The sequence below is a fragment of the Microbacterium sp. genome (assembly GCF_048259935.1).
Taxonomy (GTDB): Bacteria; Actinomycetota; Actinomycetes; order Actinomycetales; family Microbacteriaceae; genus Microbacterium.
In genome coordinates this window covers 487,347-512,817 of sequence record NZ_JBLXHF010000002.1, presented here as the reverse complement: position 1 = coordinate 512,817, position 25,471 = coordinate 487,347, and the positions used below count along the sequence as shown (strand labels likewise).

The window sequence follows — 25,471 nt, the reverse complement described above, 5'->3', positions numbered from 1 at the left end:
GATCAGCTCTCGAAGCCCGAGCTCGGGTCGAACTTGAGCACGCGTGCGTTCTCGGAGATGGTGCGCACTTCACTCTCGTCGAAGCCGTCGCTCTTGCTGGCCTGGATGTCGATCGTGATCTCGAGCTTCGCGCCGGCGCCGGCGAGCCGATCGATGATCTCGCGAGTCACGTTTCCGATGTCTCGGGAGTATCGGTCGGGGTCGACGGTCACCGAACCGAAGTAGCGGCTCGGCCGTCGTGGCACGGCGACGTCGTCGCTGGGTTCGTGAGGCTCGTCGTCGGCGGGCTCATCGATGAGGACAAAGTCGACCGGACCAACCTGAGCACCTTCCTCGGCTGCGCGCCTGGCAGCCTCGCGGGCGGCAGCGATGCGATCGGCGGATGTCTGCTCGTCGGCCTTGTTCCAGTCGACGAGGAGTGTGCTGTCGGTCACCTGGATCGCGGTGTTGTGGGCGGGTGGCACGATCAGCCCGCGATAGCGGTCAGAGTCGGAATCCTTCGCCGTGGCGATCGCGAACTTCTCGCCGTCGACGAGGACGGAGTTCAGGGATCGCTCGATCGCGGAGTCGAGCGTCTCTCGTTGCACGAGCCGCGGCAGGTAGACGTATCGGGTGAAATAGCCCCAGAGTTCGCCGACGCTGATCTCGCCCTTGTCGCGCCACAGCTGACCAAGCTCCTGATGCAGTGTCGCGCCCAAGATCGGCGCGCCGAGCTCCGTGACGAGCTGATCGTCACGAGAGAGCTTGGCGGCCACGCGTTCGGCAAGAGATCGACCGCCCGAGTCGGGCACCTTGTCCGTGATGAGGTCGAACGGCTTGGTGGCGTCGAACTGCTCGGGGTAGACCGCCCAGACGAAGGTGTCGCGGATCCGGTCCGACACTGTGCGGTCGAGACGTATGACCCAGTCGTCGGTCTGCTTGCGCTGCTGGACCGACAGGTTCAGGCTCTCGCTCGTCGCCTGCACGCGCTTCCACGCGAGGTAGCTGCGCGCTGCGGCTTCGAGACTCTCCAGTTCGCTCTTGTCGGCCACGAGGAAGACGAGTGTATTGCGATGGACGCGCTGGCTCGCCCCCTTCGTCTCGACCGCGTCGCGCACCCACTGGTGGGCTGACGACTCAGCGCCGTCCGACTTCCGCCGCGACTGACGAGGGTGGACGATGACCAGCCGCGCGTCTTCGAGATCGGGGATGTCGGCGCTGGATGCCGGCGCGACGTGCACACGGTCGAAGACACCGCGCGACCGTTCCTCGCTGCGGAGCCGCTCGGTGATCTCGTTCCACACCGTTTCGACGTCCTCGCGGAGCCGCTCGGCGTAGTCGTTGGCCGTCTTGGTCACTGACGGCTGAGTGTCGAACCAGTAGTGGCCCTGCTCCTCGTAGAAGTACGTCGACCTCTGCGCGAGCAACTCGATCGCGCTACCGAAGTTCCCGAGAGTGTCGCCCGGGACTGCAGTGCCGAGCCACACGTACTGCTTGTCGAGCCCTTTACGCGACGCATTGATGCGCGGGGCCGCTCCCATGAAGATCGTCCGCGCGATGCGCTGCGTGACGAACCGCTGGCCCAGGTTCGGACGGTCCAGGTCGATCTGCTGCGCCATCGAACCGGGCCCGTCGATGTCGGAGTCGATGATCGGCTTCCACTGATCCTCGAGGTACTGGGTGAGGTCGGTGTTGACCGTCGTCGCCTCGAGGGGCACGTTGCCGGGGAGGATCAGCGGCGATGTGTCGTTGGAGGCCCACAACTCGTGCACGATCGACGACACAAGCTTGAGCACGCCTCGGGTGCGCTGGAAGCGCTCCAACGTCGACCAGTCCTCGTATAGCCGGTCGAGCAGTTCCGGGTGCAGCGGGTACGACGCGCGGATGCGCTGCTCATAGTCGTCGCTCGGCGTCGCGGCGTCGCGCGGGAACAGCGCAGTGTTGGTCCGATACAGGGTGACGAAGCTGCGAGCGACTGCAGAGATCGTCGTCAGGCCTTCAGCGTTCGGCGCCTGGAAGAGCCGGCGGCGAACGATCTCGAAGGACTCGTCCTTGCTCGACGGGCGCCACTGGTCGGCGACGCGGCGGATGACGTTCTGCAGGCGTTCCAGCGCGAGCTGACCGTTGGCGCCACCGATCTCGATGTCGCTTCCGCTGCCAGCCTCGCCGGTGTCGGATGCCGGGATAGAGACAACGAGCATCGCTCCAGACACCGACCGGACGACCTCGGTCAGCGACTGCGCGAACGTGAACTGTGTCTCGAACGAGCCGGACGGAAGCTCCCTGTCTGTGACGAGCTGCCGCGCGTACGCGACCCACTCGTCGATCAGGATGAGCGCCGGCGAGTACTTCGCAATCAGCGTGTGCAGCGCCTCGCCCGGGTTCGTCCCGGCGCGGTCATCCGCTGCGATCAGGTCATACGCTTCGCGGCCGCCGAGCTGCCACGCGAGCTCCCCCCAGAGGGTGCGGATTTCGGTGCCGTCGTCTTTGATGAGCGGCGACCCCGCCTTCAGGTAGGTGCCGACGAGCGCAACACGCTTGGCGCCCAAAGCAGCGAGATCGGGGTTACCGTTCTCGGCGATGAGTTCCTGCAGCTCCTGCGGGAAGTCCTTCGCAGGCGTACCGCTGAAGAGGTGGTAAAGCGCGAGCATCGAGTGGGTCTTACCACCACCGAAGTTCGTTTGCAGGTTGACGACAGGGCTCGCACCGCCGTCGCCGCTCACGCGCCGGAGCGCACGGGACAGCAGGTCTCGCAGACCCTCCGTGAGGTACGTGCGCGTGAAGAACTCGACGGGATCGCCGTACTCGGGGCTTGTCGCCTGGCCTGTGCGGACGAGGTGCAGGTCGGCGGCGAACTCGGATGCCGTGAACTCGCCGCGTGCGACGTCGTCATGGGGACGGATCACCTCACGCCATGGCCGCAAGCCCGAGCCCGGGTCGAGAGAAACAGTCGTCCGCTTGACCTGCTTGCGCGTCTGGTCCTCGAAGACGGTGCGCTGCAGATCGACGCGGAGCTTGCGGACATCCTCGGCAGAGTCGACCGCGCCGACAGCGTGGAGTAGCCGCTCAATCGTGTCGAGAGCTCGCGCCGCATCGTCGGAACTGAACGGTTCGTTGTGCGCCCAGAGATTGCGCGTCTCACGGAGCTCGGAACCGAACCCCTGCTGCGCACGCGACAGCACGTCCTTGAAGCGGTAGCCCTGCTCGGTGATCGCACGAAGCTGCACCTGCACATCGTGCTTCGTCAAGGTCCGGGCTGGCCCACCCCGACGCTGAGCATCTTCTTGTGCCCATGCGGCGGGCCAGTCCGACGTGCCGTAGGCGGCGGTCATCACCTCGTCGACGGAATCAAGCAATCCCTCCGACAGGAGGTCGAAGGCCTTTCCCACGCGGTCACGGTTGTTCATCGCCATCGAACTCAGTCCCCATCCTCATCGAAGTCGAACGCCTGCTGAACGGCCCGCGGCGAACCGGCGTGCTTCCGTGCCTGCTCGTTCACGTCACCCCAGGCGCTCACCAACCCGTTGAACAGAATCGCGTCCTTCGTGTCCCGCTTCTTCTCCGCCTCATGGAACAGCAGGAAGCCCAACTCCTTCACCGCGTCGAGACTCACTCGCGTCTGCACGAGTGGGAGCAGCCCCGCGACTTCGTCAGCACCGTGCTTCGCCATGACCGCCGCGAGGCGCACGGTCGCTTCCCAGACGCTGACGTGCTCATCGGCGCCAATATCCCATTCGTCCTCGAGCTGAGTGGGTGAGAGAAGGCGTGCCTTCCCGCCCTTCGCCTCGAAGATTCCCCCGCGCTCAAGCGCACCGATCGACGTGTCGGACGAGCGCGCCAGTTGGTCGGCGATTCCTGAGTTTTCTTGAATCCAGCCGTACTGGCGGTACCACTTGACGGCGAACCGGGTGTCCGGGTCGAAGTCGGACTCCTGCTCGCCAATCACTTCGTCGAGCGTCGAGTTGATGAGTAGCAACGCGTCTCTCACGCTCATGTCTGAGCCATCGGCCTCGCGCACACGTGAGTACCGTGAGAACACCGAGATTCCCGGGCCGATCGCCGCCTGGGCGAGATCAACTGGTGCGATGGAGCCTTGAATCAACGTTCGCAATGCCTCCGGCAACTCGGACTTCAGTTCGGCGACGAACGACCTCCGCGTGGCAGTTGGCGCGTCAGCGCTGCGAGGGCGGCAGGCGAGGACGATAGACGACGCGAGCGCATTTGCGCCGCTTGCAATCAGTCGACTCGAGGTTTCGGTTCGCATCGGCCAGGTTGCGGTGATTATCCAGCCGGCGTTGACCAATCCGTCGAGCAGAGTGTGCCAGCCAGAGGACATGGTTCCCTCTGCGTCCGACTCCTGCTGTTTATACGCGTAGTAGACCGTGAGCAATCGATCGTCGTCACCTTCGTATCCCGCTCTGATTCGTTGGAAGACCGAGTTGAAGCCGCGTATGAAGAAGGCGTCGGCTTCTCTTCCCATGCGATGCGGGTTTGCGACAAGCTCTTCTGCCTTCGGCACCAGCATGGTCGCAAACAGCGATGGATAAACGTTCTCAAGCGATCTCCGGAGCCAGATGTAGAAGAAGTCGGACAAGTCGGAGTATCCGATGTTGTCGTAGTAGGGGGGGTCGGTGGACACAACCACCCCGTTGTAATCTCGCGCAGCGGCGTCTGCAGCAACCACCGGCCCTGCCGGGACGTTGGATGCTCCGAAAGCCGGGGAGCGCAACGCCTTCTCGATTCCGCTGACGATGACCTTGAACGACCCAGAAGATGATGAAAAGGGATTTGACTCCGCGTAGTCCCAAACCATCGGGATGTTCTGCCTAGCGAAGAGCTGTCTGGGACACTGCGCGTTTGGTTCCCACCGGCAAAGAGCGTTCCCTAGGTCCGCTTGTTTGTCCAGTGCGAATGCAAGGATCGTGGCAATGGCATCCGCATATGCTTCGGCACCGTCACCGCTGCCCTCAAGTCGCTCACCGCGCGGCAGCCCGACCGCCAACCCGTCGTGCAAGACCTTTGCTCTAGCCTCCGTGACGATGTCACTGAGCGTCGTCAGTGCCACCAGCTGGCGCGGAGTGAAGAGATCGGCGAACTCTTCGAAACCGTAGATTCTGACGGTCTGGTGGCTATTTGGACTAAGGCTGTGGGGCGGGAGCGACCCAATCGGAACGGTGTTGGGACGGTCAACACTCGCTGCCGCGAGGTGCTCGGCGGTTGGCTCGAGATACAACCGCTTGCGCTCACCTTCGGCAACAACCGTGGTGAGTTGGGCCGCCATTCGACCCGCTTGTGCTTCAGAGCGCACATAGGCAAGAGGTATCGCGGTCTCGCATGCGACACACTTCGCCCCCTTCCTTCCCACGGTCCCGTCGTCCCCGGCCGTGGGGGCAGCCGCCCGGTCGTAGCTGACCGAGTACGCGACCCGCCGGCCGCCGGGGGCTGATTCGTCGCTAACGACCGTGTGCGAGAGGAAGGCTTCCTGACCTTTCCTCTTGCTAAGCCACCAGGACTTTACGAGCGGAGTCGAAATCCCACACGCAGGGCTCGGGCAAGTGATTACTCTCGCCCAGAGCCAAGCAATCACGGTGTGTTCCGTGCCGTCTGGAGCGACCGCGCGCGGGTACAGCGAACCGATCCGCTTCTCGGCTCTTTCACGCATCCAGTCGCCGTATCGTCGAACGTCCTCGGCGAAGCCATCTACTCCTGACCACCCGTTGCGGGTAGAAGCCGCGCCAGGGAACACTGGAGACAAGCCCGCGAATTTCGGCGAGATCTCGATGAGCGCCTTGTTGATAAGGACCGCGAGCGGGTTGAGATCGCTTGCATGTGCCTCGAGGCCGAGGCGCTGAGCTTCGAGCGGGATCGCACCTCCACCTGCGAATGGATCGAGAACTGCAGGAAGCTTCCCATCGTTGCTCTTGCGGATCTCCTCGCGCGCTTGTCGAAGCAGACTCTCGTTATTGCTGCTCTCCCAAAGGACGAGCTGCTCGAGCAGGGCATGGAGTCGTGCCCGCTCCGCATCCTGGGCAGCTATCGTGGGAAACTCGTTCGGATGCGATGACGGGTCGTCAACGAGCTGCGCGAACAGCACTGCTCGAGCTGCGGCGAGAGGGCGCCGTGCCCAGTATTGGTGCAGTCCCGACGGGTGGCCGTGACGAATGGACTTCTCCCGAGACGCTTCGGCGTTGATCGCCTCGAGTGGCAGCGAGACTTCGATGAGCTTTCTTCTTGGGACGTCGGTCATGTTGCTTCTCTCGCTGGCGGTGCTATGGATGTCGGGGTATTCGTTCATCGTGGCGGACCGCCCCGATCCCAGTAATCGCGCCACTCCTCGTTGTACGACCGTGTCGTTGCCGAGGGCTCGATGTGTGTGAAGGCGTCGAGGACGTAGCGGAGTCGGTCCTGCTTCTCGCCATCGGGCGACACGAGGACGAGGGCGAGTCGGTGGCGGTCGCCTTGTGTCTGGGCGAAGGTGACTTCGTTAGTTGTGATCGTGAAGGTGTCGGAGCCCGCGATGCGCCCCTTCGCTTCGATGTAGTGGATGCGTCCCTCGGCGTCGAGCGACTGGATGTCGTAGCCGGGGTTGTTACGGGGCATCTCGTGAGGGATACGCCCCAGAGCGCGCTCAGCAGTGAGGATTGCCTCGACCGCTCGGCGTTCGACGAGCTCCGTCTCGCGCGCAAAGGTTTGGGGAGCGGCATCCCTGTCGCCAGTCACCAGTTGCTGGCTCGGCACGACGAGTGCTGATCCGCGGACGACCGCGGGTAGCGCGACGAGTTGGGTACTTTCATCGAGTGCGCGGAGCCGCTTCTCGAGTCGTTCGTCGAGCTGTCGTGCTCGTTGGAGCGCTGTTTCTGCGCGGACGCGGCCGACAGTGCCGGCGCGTTCGAGAGCTTCGAGGCGGTTGTGCTCGCGGTCCCAGTGGTTGATCTCGGCGAGTAGTCGCTCCTTCACCTGCACGCGGGTGCGGTCGACGTCTACGGCGACCCGCGCGGCGAGTTCTTCCATGCGGGGCGCGAGCCCGTCACGGAATACCCACGCGCGGATGGATCGTTCGTGGTCGCTCTTCGACCACTCGTCGTCGAGAGCTGTCGCGATTGCTTCAGCCTCATCGGCATGTGGCGCGTCGTAGTCGAGGTACGGCGGCGCCGCGGCCAGTGTCACCTCGCCAGCCGTGTCGAGGACAGGGTAGTCGAAGTGGTGCGACACCGTGTCGGCATCCGGGGTGGCGTTCTGGATGCGTTGCTCGACCGCGTACAACAGCGCGGTCCGGTCGGACTGCTGTTCACGGCGGTCGACGAACACCGTCCCTCGTTTGAGCACGGGACCAAGGTCTTCGATGGTGAGCTCGATGACGGACTGCAGGAGGGGATGCCCGGGCGCGAGCAGCGCTGCCTGCGTCTGGTGCTCGGGGCGAAGGTGCGCGGTCTCGAACGTGACTCGTTCGAACCGTTCGGGTACCGGAGCCCACCGGTTGAGCCGTCGAGCGGTGTCGGTGATGCGCTGGGGTACGCGAGTGATCTCGTAGCGACCCTTTTCGCGCCGGCGGATGCGGCCGCCGAGGCGCTCGAAGGCGGGGATGAAGAACGCCGCGATGTATCCGGGCTGCAGGCGTCGCTCACGGGCCTTCTCCATGCGTCCGCGGATCTCTTCGAGATTGAGTGACGAGTACATCTCGGGGTGCAGCGCCCGTTCGGCGACCATCGTGTCGAGGCCGTGCGCGACGCTCGCGTCGATGACGCGGTCGAGCTCGGCCTTGCGTTCGGGCTCGTCGCCGTACCGGATCGCCTCGATCAGCAGTTCACGGAGCGACTTCTCTTGGAATGCATCGGTGTCGCCGAGGACGTTGAAGAGGTTGCCGTTGTACGCGATCGACATCTGATCGATCTTCGACAGCAGCCGGGTGAACACGTCCCCTTCGCGGGTGTCCTTCGCGACCATGTTCCACAGGTGGCACACCTCGCGCTGGCCTATGCGGTGGATGCGGCCGAAGCGCTGCTCGATCCGGTTCGGGTTCCACGGCAGGTCGTAGTTGACCATGAGGTGCGCACGCTGCAGGTTGAGGCCTTCACCCGCAGCATCCGTCGCCAGGAGGACGACGGTGTTGCGGTCGTAGGTGAACTGCTCACGTGCCGCTTTGCGGTCTTCGCGGCGGGTGCCACCGTGAATCGTGATGACCGACTCGGGGCGACCGAGCTGCGTTGTGATCTTCTGGCGCAGGTAGTCGAGGGTGTCTTTGTGCTCGGTGAAGATGATGATCTTGCGGGGCTCGCCCGAGTCGTCGTGGACGAGGAGCTGGTCGTCGAGGATGGTGCGCAGCTGCACCCACTTCTTGTCGTCGTCAAGCAGCCGGACGCGGCGTGCGACGCGGATGAGGTCTTCGAGGATCGCGATCTCCGCGCGGAGTTCGCCGATGGACTCGGCAGCGGTGGCGAGGTCGACGACCTCATCGACACGCGACTCGAACTGCGCGCGCTCCTCTTCAGCGACCTCTTCGTCGAGATCATCGAACTCGGCGGGGTCGAAGCTTGGCGCCGAAGCAGAGGCGTCTTCGAAGTCGAGTGCGACACGGCCGGTCGACCACTCGTCGATCGTCGCAGTCATCGAGGTGCTGTAGCGGGCCTCGTCGGTCGCACGCTGCCACTCCCGCAGACGCGTCTCGAGTCGCACCTGGCGTCGCTCGAGCGATCGGAGGATGGCTTCGGGGCTCGAGGCGAGGCGTCGCTGCAGCACGGTGAGCGCGAACCCCACGTTATTGCCGCGCTTCTTGTCCCCGGCCTGCGCGAGGCGCTCCGCCCGGCCCATCTCGGTGCGAACGTAGCCCGTCACCAGCTCGTACAGCTCACGCTCCGGGTCGCTGAGCTCGTACTCGACCGTGTACGCGCGGCGCTCGGGGAACAGTGGCTTGCCCTCGAAGGTGAGGAGCTCTTCCTTCACCATGCGCCGCATCAGACCTCGGGTGTCAGTGCGATGCACCCCGGCGCGGAACTGGCCCTCGAACCGGTCGCGATCCAGCAACGACATGAACAGCTGGAAGTCCTCTTCCTTGCCCGCGTGCGGGGTCGCGGTCATGAGGAGGAAGTTGTGCGCGGTCTCGGCGAGCAACCTGCCCAGGCGGAACCGCTTCGTCTCGTCGACCTGGCCTGCCCAGGACGAGTAGTGCGCTGACATGCGGTGCGCCTCGTCGACGACGACAGCGTCCCAGGTGACGTCGGAGAGCTGCTCGATTAGATCGTCGCTGCGGGAGAGCTGGTCCATCCGTGCGATGAGGAACGGGTGCTCGGCGAACACATTGCGGCCCTGCGCGTCGTCGACCATCTGACGGTTGAAGATCTCGAACGAGAGGTCGAACTTCTGCGACAGCTCTTCCCGCCACTGCTCCACGAGGCCCCCTGGGGCGACGATCAGCGCTCGTTCGCAGTCGGCGCGGAGGATGAGCTCCTTGAGGTAGAGGCCGGCCATGATTGTCTTGCCAGCGCCAGGGTCGTCGGCGAGCAGGAACCGCAGCGGGATCCGCGGGAGGAGTTCTTCGTAGACCGCGCGGATCTGATGCGGCAACGGATCAACATCCGAGCTGTTCACCGCCGCCATCGGATCGTAGAGCGCAGCGTACTTGATGCGCAATGCCTCGGCCGAGAGCCGGAACTCATCAGGGTCGCCGTCGAACGCGGGGGCGTTGCCCAGCTCAGCGACCAGCTCGAGCTTGCCGGCATCCGCATCGGTGATCATGCGTTCGCCGGTGCGGCCGGAGTCATCGCGGAAGAAGATCTCGACGAGCGCGTCGTCCAGCGGCGTCACGCCGACGAGCGTCACCGGCTGCCCGGGCAGGACACCGCGCAGGCGTTGACCAGCGCGCAACGATGCGAGCGTCACCGCAGGTGCGTCCACGTGGTTCCTCCCCTGGAAAATGGCAAGTCGATCAGGATACGTCAGGCCGCCGACATCGCAGCTCGGTGGGTCAGTCCGGCGATCCGGCATCCCCCCTACGCACCCAGTCGTCGACCTCGCTCGCTTGAAACTTCCACAGGCGCCCGACCTTGTGCGCCGGCATCCCCTTTTCAGAGATCCAGGCGTAGATCGTGTCTTTGGTCACGCCCAAGTGCTCAGCGATGTCGTCGGCAGAGAGCCTCGGCTCGGACATTCACGCCCCCATGCGGATCGGACCGGATTTGTCCGGGCGTATCCGATGTTAGCCGGAGCGACCGTCGAAGTCGGGCTTAGCGAGGTCGATACCGAGCCGCTTTGCGACTTCCGACAGCGGAGTGCTTGGCCCCATCGCCGTGCGGTCGCGAACGATGGCAGCAATCTCCTCTTCCTCGCGTCGTAGATCCTCGAGCCAGGCGTCGACCAGAGACATCGGGATCGGAGCAAATCCGAACGCATCAACGCCGACATGGAACTGGTGCCCGAAAGGGCCATTCTCGCGATCATGCGTATGGCCGTGCAGAAGGGGAAGCCCGCGGTTCACAGGTCGGTGGGCGACGTAGCGATCGTCGCCCTGGGTGTCTCCGGAGTACGGGTAATGAGAGGCCACAAGGCGCTGCCCGGATCTTGTTCCAGTAACTACCTCGGGAAGTATTTGCCATCCCGCTTCCTCGTACAGGGGCGTGAACCGCTCGATGGCGCGCTTGGTCTGTGTGGCGGGCGAGACACGATCGTGGTTGCCGGGCACGAGGAGCCGGCGTCCATGCAATTGCCTTGTCAGAGGCAGCGAATCCGCGATCGGCCCGAGCGCGAGATCTCCGAGGTGTAGAACCACTGCCTCAGGCCCGACGGTCTCGTTCCACCGGCGGATGAGTTCAGCGTCCATCTCCTCGACTCCTGTGAACGGACGTGCGGCAAGTTCAACGATGCGCACATGGCTGAAATGCGTGTCCGAGGTGATGAAGTCGACTTCATCGAAGTCGAACGTCGCGGGTTCAGGCATTGTTGTCCTTCTCTTGCATTTCGAATGCGCGCCAGAGGCTTCGCTCGAGGTCGCTCATGTGTTCGGCGGGCAACCCTGCCGCCTCCTCACGCAGCCGTGCCAGCTCCTGTTCGATTCGTTGCCGATTCCCGTTGCGCCACTCACGAATGCCGGGGTCGCGCAGCAGTCCCGACTCAGCGCTTCCCGCGTACTCCAGGAGTAGCTCGGCATCGATTGCGGAAGCCATGACGTCCGCATCTACGGCGCTCTTCGAACTGAGGCTCGACAGGTGCGTCACGGCATCCGAGCCTGACACGGCAATGTGATACCTCTGGATGTCGCCATACTCGCTCGTCTCGGTTCCCACGTGGGTCACCCGTACGAGGTCCACAAGCGCGTCTATGAAGTCTGGCTGCGTGCCCGGCGTCGGGGTTCGTGTGCACCATAGGCCGAGACGAGTTGCCGTTTCGCGAGCTTCGGTATCGAGATCCCACATGACCTCGATGTGGTCGCTCACGAATCCGAGCGGGACGATCAGCACGGCGGTGCGTTCTTCGAGCGCCTCGAGCGCCTCGTTGATGTCAGGCTCGAGCCAGGGCTGCGATGGAGGACCGGACCGGGACTGGTAGACGAGTTGCCATGAGATACCCGGTGCAGCCTCGGCCACGACATGCTCTGCGACAGCGAGGTGCTGTGCGGCGTAACTACCCCCTTCGACGTCGGTGAACAGGCCCGGACCAGATCGCGCGGCATCGTCGGTCGGGATGCTGTGCGTGGAGAACAGCACTTCGATGGCCGACCGGTCGTGGCCTGCTTGCATCGCCGCGGCGACACCGCTTTGCACCCCGTCGATGAACGGCTGGATGAAGCCGGGGTGCGAGAAGAACTGACGGACTTTGTCGACCTGGAGCGTGGTCTGCAGACCGCTCGCTTCGAGCGCATCGGCCCAATCCTCGCGGTACTGGCGACATGACGAGTACGAGGAGTATGCGCTCGTCGGAATCGCGATCATCGTGCGGATGCCATCCTTCGCGGCCTGCTCGAGTGCCTCATCGAGATACGGCGCCCAGTTGCGGTTACCCCAATACACGGGAAGATCGAGACCCACCTGTGCGAGCGCAGTCTGCAGAGCACGCTTGAGGTCACGGTTCTGCTCGTTGATGGGGCTGACCCCACCGAACGCACGATAGTGATGCGCGACCTCCTCGAGTCGTTCGTCCGGGATCCCCCGCCCGCGCGTGACGTTCCTGAGGAAGGGCAGCACGTCCTCCTGCCCTTCGGGACCGCCGAAGCCCGAAAGCAGCACGGCGTCGTAGCTCATCGGCTGTGTGGCATGTTCGGGTCCGCTGCGCGTCGCCTCTGTCGCTCCGGGAACGACAGACCCCTCTTCCAAGTACACGCCGGAAGCGGCGGGCGGCTTCGTATCGCGTCGGGGTACTCGATCAGGTGCGGTGCTCATGGTGATGAATCCTCCGATTCACTGGTGCGTCTCTGTTCCGAAGGTCGCTCGGTCGCGGGGTGCAGGATGACCTTCTCCCAGTCGGCGATCGGCCCGTCGATCACGACGAAGCTCGGATGCGGGTCGGGGAAGGCGAGAGTCTGCCAGCGCACCCAGACGTCCGGACTGCGAAGTTGCAGCTTGCTGCGAAGGTGCGCCCACTCGTAGGCGAGCTGACCGTCATTGAGCGGCAGTCGTACCGCAAACCCGGTGGCGCGGACCTTCTCTCTCGCGAAGTGATACCCGCGCGCATCTGCCTCGTCGGCAATTGCGTTGAGATAGTCCCCGATCGCGGCTCGGGGGTCGTCCGTGTGCTGGAACCGTCGCAGCTGGGGATGGTGGGAGTATCCCCTGCCGGGTTCAGTGATCACTGCTTGGGCGAGGAGCCCCTCGCGCCAGCATGCCGTGAGGGCCTGGCGGTCGAAGTAGCGAGGATGTATCGACCACAGTCTCATTGCGCCTTCTCGGTCGAGCGCTCAGCTTCGCGAAGGATACTGGCGGCCATTCCGGGGAAGATGATGCCGTGGAACGGCAGCAGCACCGCCCAGTACAACCGCCCGGACAGCCCCTTGGGGAAATACACCGCGCGCTGGCGGTAGCGGCTTCCCGTCTCGGTCGGCTCGACGCTCAGCTCGAGCCACGCGCGGCCGGGCAACCGCACCTCGGTCCGCAGCCGCAGCATCCGTCCGCGTTCGATGGATTCCACGCGCCACACGTCGATGACGTCCCCGCTGTTCACCCGGGATGGGTGTCGTCTCCCGCGACTCATACCGACGCCGCCGACCAGTCGATCGATCCACCCGCGCGCGGCCCATGCCAGCGGGAAGGAATGCCACCCCTTCTCTCCGCCGATCGCCTCGATCACGTCCCACACGGCGTTGGTGGATGCTGTGCTCTCCCGCTCGCGCAGATCGGTGAAGACGGTGTGACCTGACCACTCCGGGTCGCTCGGAAGCGGATCGCTGGGCGCGCCAGCCCCCTCGCTGTCGACGAGAACAACCATCTCCACTGCGGGACCCCATTTCGTTAGCTTGGCGAGAGTTCAACCTAGCATAGGAAAGAGTATGCTGTCATCGTGTCCGAATCAGAACGAAAAGCGCCGCCGGGAACAGACGTGCGCTATTTCGCGAATGATTCCGACCTCATCGATCGTGCTGAGCTTTCCGATGCTGACGTAGACCAATGCGTTGGAGTGATGGAAGCGCTGCGCGCGTGGCAAGGGGCAGCGCGAACACTCTCCGAAGCATCCAAGCGTTATATGAAGCTCAATGAGAGCGATATGCGCGCAATTCGCATGCTCATACGTGCCCAGGAGCAGCAGCAGATCGTGACGCCGAAGGACATCGCCCGAGAGGTCGGGATCTCCAGCGCATCCACGACAAAGCTGGTCGATCGCCTCCTCGCCGGTGGCCACGTCGTCCGTGTGCCGCATCCGAGCGACCGCAGAACGACCTGTATCGAAGTCACCGCGCACACAAGACTCGCCGCGCACGAAACGATCGGACGCCAGCATGCCCGACGATTCACCGCGGCCGCGTCTATGAGCCGGGAAGATCGCGATGCAGTGATCCGCTTTCTCGGGGCGCTGATCGAGGCTGACACGCCACAGGGCGTTCTCGACGAGTTTTCGAGCGCGGCCGAGTAACAGAATAGAGCTCGCACTCACGGTGCAGACCCCACAGCTGCGCTCCGAAGGAGCGGCACAAAGGCAATAATGAAGCCCGCACCTGCCGCGCCAAGGCCGCCGACGGCCATGTCGGAGATCGTGTCTTCGTACTCCACGAAGATCTCATCGCTGATGTACGTGCAGCCGAGCCATTCGATCATCTCCCAGAGGGCGCTCAGCGCCAGCCCCAACATCGTGGTGATCAGTACGGTGGCAATCATTGCCGATCTGAAATCCGGCCCCGTGATCGTCCCAGTGCGACGCAGAAGCAGACACGCCACCATTGCTAATGCCGCGGTACATGCGAAGTGCACGATCAGATCCCACCCCACGACGCGGGTGTACAGGTCGAAGACATTGCTCCATGCGGCGACGAGCAGCGTTGCACCGAAAGTGATGTCCACCCAGGCTCGGGTGCCGAGGAAACGTGGGATGAGCAGCCCAGGCAGAGCGAAGGCGAGAACCCCCGCATCCGTCAGGTCGAACCAGACTGCTGCGATGATGACACTGAGGGCGCCCAGTACACGAACTGCATCCGCGCACGCCTCGGCGACGGTCTGGGGTCGACGCAGAAAGTTCTGGATCATGGCCTCTGAGTCACTAGTCGGTACCACCTCGATGGTGGGAAATCGTGCGGCCAATGCACCAGCACAGTCCGAAAGCCGCGGTGCAGGCGGCGACGGAATGAGGTCGCGCTGCGGAACGGTCGCATGGAGATACCCATCAGCTCACCATCCATCCGGGCGACTCGATGATGTTCTCCGAGATGAAACGACAGGTCAAAATCGTCGTGCAACTCCGGGTCATGGCGGTGCACTCCAGAGCGGATCGCCTGCCAGGCTTCTCGTCGCATGGCGAAGTTCGAGCCGAACACCGGACGATGTCCCAAAGCCGGCGCTGCAGCGAGGACGTAAGCGAGCAGGTACATTCGAGACAACACCACACGCAGTAGGGGCGGTCCGTCGATGAAGTACGCGCCTCCGGTGAAAGCCGCCACATCAGAGTGATCTGCGAACGCGGCCTCGATCTGCTCAACCCACGACGCCGGTGGTACGCAGTCGGCGTCGAGCCGGAGGATCAGATCGCCCGCCGAAAGATCGTACCCGCGAGAACTCGCCGCGGGGATGCCCGGTTCCGAGCACTCAATCACCGTCGCCCCCGCCGCGTCCGCCATCTTCGCAGACTCGTCCGACGATGCGTTGTCAACCACGATGATCTCGTCAGCGAGTCGCGTCTGTAACTGAAGCGCGGTCAAGCACCCCGCCAGCGCGACGGCGTCGTCTTTGACAGGGATGACCACCGTGATTCGCATTCGTTTCGGCGGCTCTATGTGCGCGTCAGGCGTCAACATCCCCTCGCCATGCGCCCGTCTCATGACCCCGGCTTTCGATGAACTCCTTGAAGTTTTTCAGGTCCTTCTTCACCGCGTGCGAGCCGACACCGATCAGAGAGCCAGCCTTTTCGAGCAGACCCTCCGGCTCCCAGTCAAGCTGCACAGTCACGCGCGTCGATGAGTCGGTGAGCTTGTGGAACGTAACCGCTCCCGCATGATGCGTCTCTCCGCCAGTGCTGGCCCAGGCAACCCGCTCATCAGGATGCTGTTCGGTGATCTCCGCTTCGAACTCTCGATCAGCTCCGCCGACATTCACCTTCCACCGGGTATGCGTATCGTCGATCTGCGTCAGGGAGACGACTTCATCGAGAAATTCCGGGAAGCTCTCGAACTGCGTCCACTGGTTGTAGGCGATGCCGACAGGGACGTCGACGTCGATGGTCTCGATGATCTGCACCATGGCTAGCTCCTCGCTGATCGATTGAATGTGATCTCCATTCAGCTCGGAACGTGGAAATCTCTACAGGGGGTTGACCGTTCCAGAGAGGCATGCAATCGGGAGGTGCGCCCTCCAATCGCCGGTCGCCGTCTCGACCCGCTACGGTATACCCGTGATCCTTGCGCTCATCCTGACGGTGATTCTTGCCGCGCTCGCCGTGTTCCAGATTGCGCTTGCCGCGGGTGCCCCGTGGGGACGCTTCGCATGGGGAGGGCAGCACCGGGTGCTGCCACGAAAGCTGCGCGTCGGCAGCGTGATCTCGATCATCATCTACGCGCTCATCGCGTTCCTCGCCTGGGAGCGCGTCGGCGCGACCTCGGTGCTGCCCCCGGTCCTCGTGCAGGTGGCGATGTGGGTCGTCTTCGCGTACTTCGCGCTCGGCATTTTGATGAATGCGATCTCCCGCAGCAAGCCAGAGCGCTACACGATGACGCCGGTGGTCACCGTGCTCGCGGTGCTCTCGCTGTTGATTGCGATGGGGCTCGGCTGACTCACCACGGTCCGCAACTCAGTTCTGCGGCGGCTCCATCGGCAGCGTCGGCCCGTGGTTCCACGCGAGGATCGCGGGCTGCTCGCGGTCGTAGCCGAGGACCGAGACGGACCCGGCACCGAACGTGATGGATGCTCCGAACCGGGGAGCCTGCCGCAAGAAGACCGCGGCGAGGATCCGCAGATAGTGCCCATGCGCCACGAGGGCGACATCTCCTTCGACCATCGCGGGGAGCACCCGGGTGAGCACGCGGGAGGCGCGGGCCGCGACCTCTTCGACGGTCTCACCGGGAGTTTCACCGCGGACGACGCCGTGCATGAACGCCGACCAGTTGTAGCCGAGCTCGGCACGGATGTCCTTCGTGGTGCGCCCCTCATACCCGCCGTAGTCCCATTCGACCAGCAGCGGATCGATCTCGGCATCGAGTCCTGCGAGCTCGGCTGTGCGACGGGCGCGCTGCAGGGGTGAACTCAGAATGAGGCGGAAATCGTATCCGCGCACCAGCTGTCCGGCAGCGCGGGCGAGGTCTTCACCGTGCGCGGTGAGCGGAACGTCGGTGAGCCCGGTATGGCGCCCACTGCGCGACCACGCGGTCTCACCGTGACGGAGCAGAACGAGCTTGCCCTGCGGGTTCTCCGGGGCGGGGCGATCGGGCAGCTGATCGGTGGCATCCACATGGCAACCGTACCGACTCGTGAGGTGCGAGTGGGCGCGGGGTCGGGGCGCGGCGTGGAGCCGATCAGCGCCTGAGCAGCTGCAGCCTGCTCGCCATGCGGAAGGCATCCGGGCGCTCGCTGGTGCCGGCGAGAAACGCATCGAGGTCGAGCGGCGAGACGAATGTGGTCGGAACGTCGGCATCGACCAGCACGTCGACGACGTTGATGAATCGCTGCTGGGCCTGGGCGTCAGCATCCGCGAACGCGGGGACGTCCGTGATGACCCAGCGGGCGAACGACCGCGCCCACTCCAGGTATTCGATCGTCGACGTCGGAATTTCGCAGAGCTGCGCAAACGAGATCCACAGCTCGTCCGCACGAGCAGCGAGCACCGGAAACTCCCGATCATGCACTTGGACGGATGTCGCCTCACGCGCTTCGGGGAGCACGGCCGACGTTGTCCAGGACCCGCTGGCGAACCCACTCGAGTGATCATGCGCGAGCGCGCGATAGTCGATCGGTCCGTCGAGCGCGAAGGTCTCTGCGTTTGCCTTGATCAGCGCGATTCCCGGCTCGAACAGGTGGTGCCAGATGGGGTCCGGAAGCAGATCGTCCGGTGCATAGTTCGACGTCATGATCACGGTGAGGTCTTGCCGGAACACATGATCGAGCAGTCTCGTCAGCAGCCGTGCATCACCGGAGTCGTGCACGTGGAACTCGTCGAAGAACAGCACCCGGCTGCGGCCGGTGATGTCGTCGAGTGCGTGCGCGACAGCATTCTGCTCGTCTCCTTCTCGCCGAATGCGGCGGTCGTGGATGCTGCGGTGCAGCGAATCCAAGAACTCATGAAAGTGCACGCGGGTCTTGCGCGTCGTGGGAAGCGCCTCGAAGAACGTATTCGCGACCCACGACTTGCCGCGGCCTGCTGGCCCGTGGATGTAGAGGCCGCGCGCGCTCGATGAGCGCGCCGTCACACGAGAAAGCGCCTCGACCAGCGCACGCTGATCATCATCAAGGATGAAACCTGTCACGGACGGACGCGAACGGTGCGCCCCTCGACGGTCACGGTGTCGCCATCGCGCAGCTGGCGGCCGCGTCGCCGGTCGACCTCGCCATTGACCTGCACGTAGCCGTCGATGATCATCTCCTTGGCGTTGCCGCCGGAGTCGAGGAGCCCCGCGAACTTCAAGAACTGTCCGAGGCGAATGACCTCGCCCCCGATGGATACGTCTTCGATGGGGGCGGAGTTGCTCATGTCTGAATCGTACGTGAAGGCGTCGTGTCAGGATGAGGGCATGACCCACATCCGTCGATTTCGTGCGTCTGACCGCGCCGATGTCGCAGAAATCTGCCTGAAGACCGGCGACGGCGGCCAGGATGCGACGGGAATGCACGGCAGCGGCGAGTTGCTGGCCGACATCTTCGCCCTGCCGTACGTCGATCTCGAACCGGAGACCTGCTTCGTCGTCGACACCGGGGAGCGGGTCTCGGGATACATCGTCTGCGCCGCCGACACGCGTGCGTTCGTGGAGCGCTATCGCAGCGAGTGGCTGCCCGCATTCGCCGAGAAGTACCGCGATCTCGCGCCGTCAGGCATGCTCGACATCGGTCTCGATCCCGATCGCATGATCATCGAAGAACTCGACGAGTATCCCGCCCACCTGCACATCGATCTGCTCCCTGAGCTGCAGGGCCAAGGCATGGGTCGCCTTCTCATGCGCACGCTGCTCGCCGCGCTGCGCGAGCGCGGGGTGCCTGGCGTTCACCTGGGGGTGTCGCCGAGTAACACCAATGCCGTCGCTTTCTACACGAAGCTCGGCTTCCGGCCGTTGCCATCGGATGCCGGCGCGGGAAGCCTGCTCGGCATCCGCACCGACGCTGTCGTCTGAGCGTTCGAGCCTTCGTGCGTGCCAGCTCAGACGAAACGGATGGTCTGTTGCAGCCGGGTGCGCACATCGAACAGCTCGTTGCCGCCGATATCGCGCGCGCCGGGCACTCCCTGGCGCAGCACCATACTCAGCGCGCTGCGGCGCACCACCACGACGGGGGTGCCGCGCACCTTGCCGAGCGAGACGACGGCCTGGTCGAGGTCGTCATCGGGCAACACGATGATCGCCCCGCCGAAGCGCACCTTGGCGGCACGGGCGATCACGCGCATGCGGGCGAGCAGCGTGGCGATCGGCGCGCGCCCATCGACGCCGCCACCGATGATCTCGCCGCGACGGAAGCGCGCGACCTCGGCGAAGTCCTCCGACATCACGCCGTAGAGCCCCGACGGGCTGAGGATCACGTGGTCGAGCTTGTCGGCAGGGTCAGTGCTCGTCGCGACGTCGTGCCAGACGGTGAAACCCATGCCGAGATCGCTGATGGTGCTGGCAGTGGCCTCTTCAGCGAGAGCATCCGCCAGCAGGTGACGCACCTCGCGGGGCGCAGAGCGCACCAGCGCTGGGTCGTAGGGGTCTTCAAGATCAACCCCGCGACCGGCCCACTCGCGGATCAGCGTGAGATAGCGCTCGCGGCGCCATCCACCCGGATGCCCGTACACACGCGCCTTCGGCCGCGTGTCCGTGCGGGGCGCCGGGGCCCGCCATCCGCTCCAGTTCTGTTCGGTCGTGCCGGTAGCGGATGCTGTCGCAAACCCGTGGCCGCGATCGTAAGAAGCGCGCCCTTCCGGCGTGCCGATCAGCTCCCACGCCCGCTGCACCTGGATGAACGCGGCCGCATCGCCACCGGCATCCGGATGCGTCTGGCGCAAGCGCAGGCGGAACGCGCGCTTGATCTCTTCGGCAGTGGCGGTCGGTTCGATGCCGAGCACCTCGTAGGCCGAGGCAGAGAGCGGGCTGTCGAACATCACTCCCTATTCTCGCCTGCACCGCTCTCTGCGGGGGCGCCGATGCGGGGATCGGGCATGATCGTGTCGATCTGGGGCTTCGCATTCGCCTGCGCGCGCCACCAGACGAAGAAGCCGATCGCGGTGAAGACGCCGTAGAACACGTACATGAAACCGGTGGCGTAGTAGCCGGCGCTGAACAGCAGTGGCACGCCGACGACGTCGACGGCGATCCAGATCAGCCAGAACTCCGTCCACCCCTTCGCCATGCCGTAGGTGGCGAGGAGGGAGCCGACGAACGTCCAGGCATCCGCCCAGACCGGCTCGTACGAACCGAGCACGCGGAACAGGGGAGTGAGCGCGACCGTGCCGATGATGAGGACGAGAACAAGTCCGATGCGTGCACGGCCGGATGCCCAGCGCGGGGTGACCTGACCGGTGTCGGATGCTGCCTGTCGCCAGCGGATCCAGCCGTAGATCGCCACGGCGATGAACATCACCTGGCGGCCGGCCTGACCGAGCAGGCTCGGCAGCGAGTGGTCAGGGCTGACGATCGTGCCGAGGAAGACCGTGAGCAGCAGCAGGTTGCCGACGATGCCGACCGGCCACGCCCAGATCTTGCGGCGCATGCCGCCCAGAGCGCTGGCGAGACCGAAGATGTTGCCGACGACTTCGCGGATGAGGAGCGTCTGCCCGCCCGGCAGCATCCACTGCGAATTGAAGACATCGACCAGCCATCGCAGGATGTCCACTACGCGTGCACCTTGACGGGTGACTCGCCGCCTTCGCTGAACGAGGGCCTCTTGCCCAGCATCCGGCCAATCAGCAGCACGACACCGACGACGATCAACCCGACGATGAGTCCGCAGACGGCCGAGACGAACGTCTCGCCGATCCACGCGATCGCACCGCCGGCGGGAGCGAGGAAGCCGTGGATGCCGTGCAGCATGTCGCTGAAGAAGTGCAGGCCCACCTCGCCGAGGTTCGCCAGCAGCAGGTGGCCACCGACCCAGAGCATCGCGACCGTGCCGACCACGCTGATCACGCGGAAGACGGCGGGCATCGACCGAACGATCCGGGCGCCCGCGTGCCGCACCTTGCGCGACTCGTTCTTGGCCATCTTGAGCCCGATGTCATCGATCTTCACCAGCAGCGCCACGGCACCGTAGACGATCACGGTCATCAGCAGGGCGATTACCGCGAGGATCGCCAGTGTCATCCAGATGCTCATGCCCGCATCGAGATTCGACAGTGAGATGAGCATGATCTCGGTCGACAGGATCAGGTCGGTGCGGATGGCACCCCACACGAGTTTGTTCTCGTTGCGCGCGCCGCCATCTTCGTGCCCATGGTGGAAACCGAACCACTCCAAAACCTTCTCGGCGCCCTCGAAGCAGAGGTAGGTACCGCCGATGATCAGGAAGAACGGCAGCACCCACGGGGCGAAGGCGGTCAGCAGCAGCGCGATCGGGATGATGATCACGAACTTGTTCACGAGCGACCCGAGCGTGATCTTCATGACCACCGGAAGCTCGCGCGCCGGAGTGATCCCCTGCACGTACTGCGGAGTCACCGCGGCATCGTCGATCACGACACCAGCCGATTTCGCCGATGCTTTCAGCGCTGCGCTGAGGATGTCATCGACGACAGCGAGCAGACCAACCGACATGCGACCCCCTGAGAGACGTTCAGGAAAGCAAGACTACTGGCACCTCAGCCGCGCCCGGTGAAGTGATCCATCGACGAGTACACCTTGAACACGTAGCGAGCGAGGAAGTCCCACGTCTTCGTCGGAAGCACACCCCGCAGGGCCATCGAGAGTTTCACGGTCCACGGGCGCAGCACCATGGGTGTTCCACGCAGCATCCCGTTCCACGCCGCTGCCGTCGCCTTGCGAGGCGTCATGATCGGCGTCATCAGCGGACCGCGCGCGCCCTCGAACATGCCGGTCGAGATGTAGCTCGGGCAGAACGTGGTCACCTTGACGTGGTCGTGTCCGTAACCTTCGAGCTCCAGACGCACCGATTCGCTCCAGCCGATCATCGCCCATTTGGATGCCGCGTACACACTCATATTCGGATTCGCCAGCGTCCCTGCGGCGGAGGCGATGTTGAGGATGCGCTTGGGCCGGGAGGTGTCAGCGATCATGTCGGGCAGCACCTCGCGGGTCAGCCACATGGCCGCGAGCGTGTTGATGCGCATGGTCGCCTCGATATCGCGCACCGGGTCGTGCTCCCAGAACGGTGCGCCTCGCACGATACCGGCGTTGTTGATGATGACGTCGGGCGTGCCGAAGTCCGCCCGCACCCGCTCCACGCCGGCGGCGATCTCTTCGCGCTGCGAGACGTCCACGCGATAGCCGCGGACTTCGACCCCTGAGCGCGAGAGCTCGGCGGCGACAGCGGTGACAGCATCCTCATCGATGTCCCACAGCGCGACGGCCCGGGCGCGGGCGGCGACAGCGCGGCGCGCGTACAGCTCGCCCATGCCGCGTGCGCCACCGGTGATGAGGACGAGAGCGTCAGTGATCGGGTTCTCAGACATGGTCAAACGGTACGCCACGCTCGCCCGGACCCCCGAAATCTTGGCCGTCGGGACGTGCGCAGGGCGCGCGCCGGTCACCCGAGTCGAGAGCGGATGCTGAGGCCGGGCTTGCGTTGATGCACAGAGAAGTAGCGCAGGCCGTCGTCTCCTGCGACGAAGCGCCGCTGCGACCTGGCCGGCAGCCACACCATCGTGCCGGGGGAGAGCGGAAGCGGATCCACGGCGGTCTCAAGCGTCCCCGAGCCATCGAGAACCACGATCAGCACGTCCAGTTCCGGCCCGATGTGCGCCTGGATCTCATCTCCTGCCGGCAGCACGATCACGTTCGCGTCAAGGCCCCGCTCGGAAGGCTCCAGGCGCCACGCGGAACCGGCGGCAGCGGCCGACGCGGCGAACGCGTCACCGACGATACGGGGCGTGGGAGCTGTGTTCTCAGCATCCATTGGTCGTCTCCGTTCCTGAGCGTTCCTCCAGAATGGCACCCGCTCCTCGATAGTGCGTCAGACTTGAAGAGCGAAAAGGAGTGCACATGACTGACACCGGCACCATCACCCGCACACCCGGCACCGAGACGGCTGTTCTTGCCGGCGGATGCTTCTGGGGAATGGAAGACCTCATCCGCCGCCAGCCCGGCGTGCTCGACACTCGAGTCGGCTACACCGGAGGCGAGAACGCGAACGCGACCTACCGCAACCACCCCGGCCACGCCGAGGCTGTGGAGATCGTCTTCGACCCCGCCCAGACGACGTACCGCGACATCCTCGCGTTCTTCTTCCAGATCCACGACCCCTCGACGCTCGACCGTCAGGGCAACGACGTCGGATCCAGCTACCGCTCGGCCATCTTCCCGCTCAGCCCTGAGCAGGAGCAGGTCGCCCGCGACACCATCGCCGATGTGGATGCGTCAGGCCTCTGGCCAGGCCCGGCCGTCACGAAGATCGAGCCGGAGGGCCCGTTCTGGCAGGCTGAGCCCGAGCACCAGGACTACCTGCAGCGCATCCCGAACGGCTACACCTGCCACTTCCCGCGTGCCGGCTGGGTGCTTCCGAAGCGCGCCGCCTGACCCAGGTCGCACCCGCCACCCACCCGCTCAGGTCGCACCGCCCGCCCGCTCAGGTCGCAAACTATGCCGTTATGCCTCGCGCAAAGCGGCATAATTTGCGACCTGGAACGGGGGTCAGCCCTTGAGCGTGTCGATGTCGATCACGAAGCGGTAGCGGACGTCGGATGCCAGCACCCGCGCCCACGCCTCGTTGACCTGGTCGGCCGAGGTGATCTCGACCTCGGGGGCGATGCCGTGCTCAGCGCAGAAGTCGAGCATTTCCTGGGTCTCGGCGATGCCGCCGATGTTGGACCCGGCGAATGAGCGACGACCGCCGATCAGCGTTCCCGCGCTCACGGACATCGGCTCGGCCGGAGCTCCGACGTTGACGAGCGTGCCATTCAACGCGAGCAGCTTGAGGTGCGCGTCGAGATCGATCGCGGCCGAGACCGAGTTGATGATCAGGTCGAATGTGCCGCGCAGCGTGCGGAAGGTCTCTTTGTCCTCGGTCGCGTAGTAGTGATCGGCGCCGAGCTTCAGCGCGTCCTCGCGCTTCGAGTTCGAGCGCGAGAGGACGGTGACCTCGGCGCCCATGGCGTGCGCGATCTTCAGGGCCATGTGCCCGAGCCCGCCGAGTCCGATCACGGCGACCTTCTTGCCGGGACCTGCATTCCAGTGGCGCAGCGGCGAGTACGTGGTGATGCCGGCGCACAGCAGGGGAGCGGCCTTCTCATAGGGGATCGCCTCCGGCACGCGCAGCACGAAGTGCTCGGTGACGACGACCGAGGTGGCGTATCCGCCCTGCGTGATCGTGCCATCGACGTCCTTCGCGCCGTAGGTGCCGATGGCGCCGTTCAGGCAGTACTGCTCTTCGCCCGCCGCGCAGTTCGTGCACTCGCCGCAGGAGTTCACGAGGCATCCGACCCCGACGCGGTCGCCGACGGCGAACTTGGTGACGTCGGATCCGACTTCGGCCACGGTGCCGACGATCTCGTGACCGACGGTCAGCGGGTACTGCTGCGGGCCCCAATCGCCCTGCACCGTGTGGATATCGGAGTGGCAGATGCCCGCCCAGCGGATGTCGATCCGCACATCCTTCGCCCCGACATCGCGGCGTTCGATGGTGCCCGTGAAGAGCGGGTCGGTGGCGGACGACGCAACGATGGCAGGAATCGAAATAGGCATGATCAAGATCGTAGACCGGATGCCGCGCACAGGGCGCTACGCGAGGAACTCCAGCGCCGCATCCTTGAATGCGCGTGCACCGGGCGCGTTGAAGTGGTGCCGGTCGGGGATCGTGAAGAACGTGCCCTGGGGGGCGGCATCCGCCAGTGCGCGTGAGCCCTCGATAACGGCATCCTGCGACCCTGTCGCGAACAGGATCGGCTGGGTCGGGGCCTTGGCCGGGTCGGGGCCGATCGTGCGCTGCTCGCGCATGCCCTCGGCCAGCGCGAGCAGCGCGCGAAGGTCGTTGCCGTGCACACGTTCGGTGAGCGCGATGTAGTTCTGGGTCGTGCGATCGCGCACGGGTGTGCCGTCGTCGATGTACGCGCGCACCTGATCGAGATCCAGACGGGTGAGCGGGATGCCTTCGGGCACGCCGCCGAGCACGGCCCTGCTGATCTTCTGAGGAAGATCCCGTACGACCTCCCACCCCACGAACGCGCCGAGCGAGTATCCGATGTAGAACGCGTCCTCGACGAGGTAGACGTCCATGACGTTCTCGACGTCGGCGGCGAGGGTGCTCACGGCGTACGCCTCAGGCTCGTGCGGCTTGTCGCTGAGGCCGTGTCCGCGCTGATCGATCGCGAGCACACGGTATCCGGCGCGGGTGAGCATGCGGACCCACCCGGTCTGCACCCAGTTATCGCGCGCGCTCGAGGCGAAGCCGTGCACGAGAACGACGACCGGGGCGTCGAGATCGCCCCAGGTGTACGTCGCAAGGCGCGTGCCGTCGGCGGCATAGACGCGCTGCGGTTCCGGCATCTGGGTCAGGTCAGCAAGGAGGGCAGCCACCCCTCCATC

Annotated in this window: 24 protein-coding genes and 1 pseudogene; 4 read left to right on the top strand and 21 right to left on the bottom strand. The window is 64.8% G+C overall.

What is annotated here, in order from left to right; translation table 11 throughout:
* Positions 1-2: 2 nt before the first annotated feature.
* The 8 genes and pseudogenes from ACN0RC_RS05345 to ACN0RC_RS05310 all read right to left on the bottom strand — a co-directional run bounded on the left by ACN0RC_RS05345 (position 3) and on the right by ACN0RC_RS05310 (position 13,389).
* Positions 3-3,392: a DUF499 domain-containing protein gene (locus ACN0RC_RS05345; RefSeq protein ID WP_417509516.1), complete on the bottom strand. Its 3,390-nt coding sequence runs from the start codon at positions 3,390-3,392 to the stop codon at positions 3-5.
* A 5-nt stretch (positions 3,393-3,397) separates the two neighbouring features.
* A complete protein-coding gene (locus tag ACN0RC_RS05340; RefSeq protein ID WP_417509514.1) occupies positions 3,398-6,274 on the bottom strand; it encodes a DUF1156 domain-containing protein in 2,877 nt (958 codons plus the stop codon).
* Positions 6,271-9,870 carry a helicase-related protein gene (locus ACN0RC_RS05335; protein WP_417509513.1) on the bottom strand — a complete coding sequence of 1,200 codons (3,600 nt, stop codon included), beginning with the start codon at positions 9,868-9,870 and terminating at the stop codon, positions 6,271-6,273. The genes ACN0RC_RS05340 and ACN0RC_RS05335 overlap by 4 nt, the downstream gene beginning before the upstream one ends.
* A 70-nt stretch (positions 9,871-9,940) precedes the next feature.
* On the bottom strand, positions 9,941-10,123 hold the full coding sequence (locus ACN0RC_RS05330) for a helix-turn-helix domain-containing protein (protein ID WP_417509511.1): 183 nt from the start codon (positions 10,121-10,123) through the stop codon (positions 9,941-9,943).
* A gap of 48 nt (positions 10,124-10,171) precedes the next feature.
* On the bottom strand, positions 10,172-10,909 hold the full coding sequence (locus ACN0RC_RS05325; RefSeq protein ID WP_417509509.1) for a hypothetical protein: 738 nt from the start codon (positions 10,907-10,909) through the stop codon (positions 10,172-10,174).
* 325 nt (positions 10,910-11,234) lie between these two features.
* Positions 11,235-12,347: pseudogene (locus tag ACN0RC_RS05320) on the bottom strand (ferrochelatase); the annotation flags it as partial.
* Positions 12,344-12,841, bottom strand: coding sequence for a pyrimidine dimer DNA glycosylase/endonuclease V (locus ACN0RC_RS05315; protein WP_417509507.1), 498 nt, complete (start codon positions 12,839-12,841; stop codon positions 12,344-12,346). The pseudogene ACN0RC_RS05320 and the gene ACN0RC_RS05315, both read right to left, overlap by 4 nt.
* The gene (locus ACN0RC_RS05310; RefSeq protein WP_417509661.1) at positions 12,838-13,389 is read right to left on the bottom strand and encodes a DUF2867 domain-containing protein; all 552 of its coding nucleotides are present in this window, start codon (positions 13,387-13,389) and stop codon (positions 12,838-12,840) included. The genes ACN0RC_RS05315 and ACN0RC_RS05310 overlap by 4 nt, the downstream gene beginning before the upstream one ends.
* Positions 13,390-13,461: 72 nt before the next feature.
* Between ACN0RC_RS05310 and ACN0RC_RS05305 the strand changes: the two genes are divergently transcribed.
* On the top strand, positions 13,462-14,031 hold the full coding sequence (locus ACN0RC_RS05305) for a MarR family winged helix-turn-helix transcriptional regulator (protein ID WP_417509505.1): 570 nt from the start codon (positions 13,462-13,464) through the stop codon (positions 14,029-14,031).
* Between the two features lie 17 nt (positions 14,032-14,048).
* On the opposite strand, the gene ACN0RC_RS05300 is transcribed toward ACN0RC_RS05305, so the two are convergent.
* Genes ACN0RC_RS05300 through ACN0RC_RS05290 form a run of 3 tightly spaced genes read right to left on the bottom strand, consistent with a single transcriptional unit; the run spans position 14,049 to position 15,845 of the window.
* Positions 14,049-14,639: a DUF2238 domain-containing protein gene (locus ACN0RC_RS05300; protein ID WP_417509503.1), complete on the bottom strand. Its 591-nt coding sequence runs from the start codon at positions 14,637-14,639 to the stop codon at positions 14,049-14,051.
* The gene (locus ACN0RC_RS05295) at positions 14,636-15,403 is read right to left on the bottom strand and encodes a glycosyltransferase family 2 protein (RefSeq protein WP_417509502.1); all 768 of its coding nucleotides are present in this window, start codon (positions 15,401-15,403) and stop codon (positions 14,636-14,638) included. Before ACN0RC_RS05295 ends, ACN0RC_RS05300 begins: the two co-directional genes overlap by 4 nt.
* Positions 15,390-15,845: an SRPBCC family protein gene (locus ACN0RC_RS05290; RefSeq protein ID WP_417509500.1), complete on the bottom strand. Its 456-nt coding sequence runs from the start codon at positions 15,843-15,845 to the stop codon at positions 15,390-15,392. Before ACN0RC_RS05290 ends, ACN0RC_RS05295 begins: the two co-directional genes overlap by 14 nt.
* Positions 15,846-15,996: 151 nt before the next feature.
* On the opposite strand from ACN0RC_RS05290, the gene ACN0RC_RS05285 reads away from it, so the two are divergent.
* Positions 15,997-16,374, top strand: coding sequence for a hypothetical protein (locus ACN0RC_RS05285; protein WP_417509499.1), 378 nt, complete (start codon positions 15,997-15,999; stop codon positions 16,372-16,374).
* Positions 16,375-16,392: 18 nt separating this feature from the next.
* Here ACN0RC_RS05285 and ACN0RC_RS05280 read toward each other — a convergent pair whose 3' ends face one another.
* The 3 genes from ACN0RC_RS05280 to ACN0RC_RS05270 form a co-directional block, all read right to left on the bottom strand.
* Positions 16,393-17,049 carry a histidine phosphatase family protein gene (locus tag ACN0RC_RS05280; RefSeq protein ID WP_417509497.1) on the bottom strand — a complete coding sequence of 219 codons (657 nt, stop codon included), beginning with the start codon at positions 17,047-17,049 and terminating at the stop codon, positions 16,393-16,395.
* Between the two features lie 64 nt (positions 17,050-17,113).
* Complete coding sequence (gene zapE, locus ACN0RC_RS05275; protein WP_417509494.1) at positions 17,114-18,061, bottom strand: cell division protein ZapE; 948 nt, start codon at positions 18,059-18,061, stop codon at positions 17,114-17,116.
* The gene (locus ACN0RC_RS05270) at positions 18,058-18,285 is read right to left on the bottom strand and encodes an RNA-binding S4 domain-containing protein (protein WP_417509492.1); all 228 of its coding nucleotides are present in this window, start codon (positions 18,283-18,285) and stop codon (positions 18,058-18,060) included. The genes zapE and ACN0RC_RS05270 overlap by 4 nt, the downstream gene beginning before the upstream one ends.
* Positions 18,286-18,325: 40 nt before the next feature.
* Between ACN0RC_RS05270 and ACN0RC_RS05265 the strand changes: the two genes are divergently transcribed.
* A complete protein-coding gene (locus tag ACN0RC_RS05265) occupies positions 18,326-18,919 on the top strand; it encodes a GNAT family N-acetyltransferase (RefSeq protein ID WP_417509490.1) in 594 nt (197 codons plus the stop codon).
* A 26-nt stretch (positions 18,920-18,945) separates the two neighbouring features.
* Here ACN0RC_RS05265 and ACN0RC_RS05260 read toward each other — a convergent pair whose 3' ends face one another.
* From ACN0RC_RS05260 to ACN0RC_RS05240, 5 genes are all read right to left on the bottom strand, one after another.
* Complete coding sequence (locus tag ACN0RC_RS05260; protein ID WP_417509659.1) at positions 18,946-19,881, bottom strand: J domain-containing protein; 936 nt, start codon at positions 19,879-19,881, stop codon at positions 18,946-18,948.
* Positions 19,881-20,612 (bottom strand): nicotinamide riboside transporter PnuC, encoded by a 732-nt coding sequence (pnuC, locus tag ACN0RC_RS05255; RefSeq protein ID WP_417509487.1) that lies wholly within the window; start codon positions 20,610-20,612, stop codon positions 19,881-19,883. The genes ACN0RC_RS05260 and pnuC overlap by 1 nt, the downstream gene beginning before the upstream one ends.
* Positions 20,612-21,529, bottom strand: a complete 918-nt coding sequence (locus ACN0RC_RS05250; protein ID WP_417509486.1) for a DUF808 domain-containing protein — start codon at positions 21,527-21,529, stop codon at positions 20,612-20,614. The genes pnuC and ACN0RC_RS05250 overlap by 1 nt, the downstream gene beginning before the upstream one ends.
* A 44-nt stretch (positions 21,530-21,573) precedes the next feature.
* The gene (locus ACN0RC_RS05245) at positions 21,574-22,404 is read right to left on the bottom strand and encodes an SDR family NAD(P)-dependent oxidoreductase (RefSeq protein WP_417509484.1); all 831 of its coding nucleotides are present in this window, start codon (positions 22,402-22,404) and stop codon (positions 21,574-21,576) included.
* A 74-nt stretch (positions 22,405-22,478) separates the two neighbouring features.
* Positions 22,479-22,847 (bottom strand): cupin domain-containing protein, encoded by a 369-nt coding sequence (locus tag ACN0RC_RS05240; RefSeq protein ID WP_417509483.1) that lies wholly within the window; start codon positions 22,845-22,847, stop codon positions 22,479-22,481.
* A gap of 86 nt (positions 22,848-22,933) precedes the next feature.
* Here ACN0RC_RS05240 and msrA point away from each other — a divergent pair, with 86 nt between their 5' ends.
* On the top strand, positions 22,934-23,467 hold the full coding sequence (msrA, locus tag ACN0RC_RS05235) for a peptide-methionine (S)-S-oxide reductase MsrA (RefSeq protein WP_417509481.1): 534 nt from the start codon (positions 22,934-22,936) through the stop codon (positions 23,465-23,467).
* A gap of 114 nt (positions 23,468-23,581) precedes the next feature.
* On the opposite strand, the gene ACN0RC_RS05230 is transcribed toward msrA, so the two are convergent.
* Positions 23,582-24,631: an NAD(P)-dependent alcohol dehydrogenase gene (locus ACN0RC_RS05230; protein ID WP_417509479.1), complete on the bottom strand. Its 1,050-nt coding sequence runs from the start codon at positions 24,629-24,631 to the stop codon at positions 23,582-23,584.
* A gap of 36 nt (positions 24,632-24,667) precedes the next feature.
* Positions 24,668-25,462, bottom strand: coding sequence for an alpha/beta fold hydrolase (locus ACN0RC_RS05225; protein WP_417509477.1), 795 nt, complete (start codon positions 25,460-25,462; stop codon positions 24,668-24,670).
* Positions 25,463-25,471 lie beyond the last annotated feature (9 nt).

Coding starts and splice junctions, on each gene's coding strand:
- ACN0RC_RS05345 (WP_417509516.1), bottom strand. CDS start 3,392: ATGGCGATGAACAACCGTGACCGCGTGGGAAAGGCCTTCGACCTCCTG.
- ACN0RC_RS05340 (WP_417509514.1), bottom strand. CDS start 6,274: ATGAACGAATACCCCGACATCCATAGCACCGCCAGCGAGAGAAGCAAC.
- ACN0RC_RS05330 (WP_417509511.1), bottom strand. CDS start 10,123: ATGTCCGAGCCGAGGCTCTCTGCCGACGACATCGCTGAGCACTTGGGC.
- ACN0RC_RS05325 (WP_417509509.1), bottom strand. CDS start 10,909: ATGCCTGAACCCGCGACGTTCGACTTCGATGAAGTCGACTTCATCACC.
- ACN0RC_RS05315 (WP_417509507.1), bottom strand. CDS start 12,841: ATGAGACTGTGGTCGATACATCCTCGCTACTTCGACCGCCAGGCCCTC.
- ACN0RC_RS05310 (WP_417509661.1), bottom strand. CDS start 13,389: ATGGTTGTTCTCGTCGACAGCGAGGGGGCTGGCGCGCCCAGCGATCCG.
- ACN0RC_RS05300 (WP_417509503.1), bottom strand. CDS start 14,639: ATGATCCAGAACTTTCTGCGTCGACCCCAGACCGTCGCCGAGGCGTGC.
- ACN0RC_RS05295 (WP_417509502.1), bottom strand. CDS start 15,403: ATGTTGACGCCTGACGCGCACATAGAGCCGCCGAAACGAATGCGAATC.
- ACN0RC_RS05290 (WP_417509500.1), bottom strand. CDS start 15,845: ATGGTGCAGATCATCGAGACCATCGACGTCGACGTCCCTGTCGGCATC.
- ACN0RC_RS05270 (WP_417509492.1), bottom strand. CDS start 18,285: ATGAGCAACTCCGCCCCCATCGAAGACGTATCCATCGGGGGCGAGGTC.
- ACN0RC_RS05265 (WP_417509490.1), top strand. CDS start 18,326: ATGACCCACATCCGTCGATTTCGTGCGTCTGACCGCGCCGATGTCGCA.
- ACN0RC_RS05260 (WP_417509659.1), bottom strand. CDS start 19,881: ATGTTCGACAGCCCGCTCTCTGCCTCGGCCTACGAGGTGCTCGGCATC.
- ACN0RC_RS05250 (WP_417509486.1), bottom strand. CDS start 21,529: ATGTCGGTTGGTCTGCTCGCTGTCGTCGATGACATCCTCAGCGCAGCG.
- ACN0RC_RS05245 (WP_417509484.1), bottom strand. CDS start 22,404: ATGTCTGAGAACCCGATCACTGACGCTCTCGTCCTCATCACCGGTGGC.
- ACN0RC_RS05240 (WP_417509483.1), bottom strand. CDS start 22,847: ATGGATGCTGAGAACACAGCTCCCACGCCCCGTATCGTCGGTGACGCG.
- msrA (WP_417509481.1), top strand. CDS start 22,934: ATGACTGACACCGGCACCATCACCCGCACACCCGGCACCGAGACGGCT.
- ACN0RC_RS05230 (WP_417509479.1), bottom strand. CDS start 24,631: ATGCCTATTTCGATTCCTGCCATCGTTGCGTCGTCCGCCACCGACCCG.